Origin of the sequence: Gardnerella sp. 26-12 (genome assembly GCF_001660745.1) — a bacterium.
GTDB classification, from domain to species: Bacteria; Actinomycetota; Actinomycetes; order Actinomycetales; family Bifidobacteriaceae; genus Bifidobacterium; species Bifidobacterium swidsinskii.
The window spans coordinates 1-1,431 of record NZ_LWSR01000153.1 but is presented as its reverse complement, the minus strand read 5'-3'; the positions used below and the strand labels follow the sequence as shown (position 1 = coordinate 1,431).

The 1,431-nt window shown below is 45.8% G+C and carries 1 protein-coding gene; it reads right to left on the bottom strand.

The annotated features are described in order from the left end of the window. Positions 1–455: 455 nt before the first annotated feature. Entirely contained in the window at positions 456–1,313 is an 858-nt protein-coding gene (locus A5295_RS05960) for a PHP domain-containing protein (RefSeq protein WP_064622168.1), read from the bottom strand. Positions 1,314–1,431: the final 118 nt, after the last annotated feature.

Here is a 1,431-nt window from a genome sequence, read left to right as displayed (position 1 = left end):
TCTGAAGCTTTGCAGTATTGCTCTGCAGAAGCTAATTACTTATTGCTTAGTGAGCACTAGCATCTGTGCTACCGCATACGCTACTCCGGATGTACCTACAACGCACACAACATAGCCTATTGCGCGGCTCTAGTTGCATGGGATGTTCGCGTGGGTAGAGATTTGAGATTTTTCGCACTGAGCGCGGCGAACGTCAGAGCCTCAGGCTGCTGATTCGCCAAGCGAAGAAGAAAAATCGAAAAATCTCTGCGATAGACACGGTTATTAACGATTAAACACGCAGAGTTTGGGGGATTTCTTTACGAGCGCTAAAAGAGGACTGAGAAGCTACATTCTTTAAAGAAAGGCGAACACAATAAGCACTTTTAGCAGCCAGAGCGCACGAAGGACGGGACGCGCGAGGAAAGAAATCCCCCAAAACTCGCGCCACATTAAACAAATAGTAAATAAGGAATTTAGAGCTTATAGCCGCGCAAGAGTATTTCCGATACTACTTCGCGGCTTGTTGTTTCTTCGCCCAAACGATTTGGCTTACCGTAGCCATGCCAATCCGAGCCGCCCGTCACAAGCAAATCGCACTTACTCGCTAAAGAAAGCAGTCTTTCACGTTGCGCTTTAGAATTTCCGCGATGATACACTTCTAAACCGTCAAGACCAGCTTTAGCAAACGATATAATTTGATTATCCGAAAGAAGCACGCGGTTACGCGTAGGGTCGGCAGGATGCGCAATAACAACAACTCCCCCAGCATCTTTAACAGCCTCAATAACTTCACGAACATTTGGAGAAGGAGTTGGTATATAGTACGGGCTGCACGGAGAGATAGGCCCAGCAAAAGCTTCAGAACGCGTTTTATACACGCCAGCTTTTACTAAAGCATCAGCGATATGCGGCCGCCCGATTGTAGTTAAGTCGCCGAGCTTCGCTTGAGCCAAAACGTCATCCCAAGTAATTGGAAAATCGCGCGACATACATTCAACCATACGCTTTGTGCGATCAAAACGACGCTTCCTAGTAAGCTCAAACATGCTCACAATCATGCTATTTTTCGGATTGTACTGGTATGCGAGCATGTGCACAAACACGCCTGAGTCTTGCGCAGTAATCTCCGAACCAAATAATACTGGCACATTCGAAGCTTTAGCAGCCTCTTGAAAATCATGCCATCCTGCAGTTGTGTCGTGATCAGTAATAGCAACACCTTGCAAACCAACGATTTTAGCTTGCGTAATTAAATCTTCTGGAGTTGCAGTGCCGTCTGAATAAACAGTATGACAGTGCAAATCCCAGCGTTCGCGCGCAAAACTCATCATGCTGGAGTTACTATCGCTAGCATGATTTGATGCGTCACGTTGGTTGTTGCTTATTGCGGTCATATAATCATCGTAAACTGTGCCATGTAACGAGAAATGAATATGCACACATAATTAT

Coding starts and splice junctions, on each gene's coding strand:
- A5295_RS05960 (WP_064622168.1), bottom strand. CDS start 1,313: ATGATGAGTTTTGCGCGCGAACGCTGGGATTTGCACTGTCATACTGTT.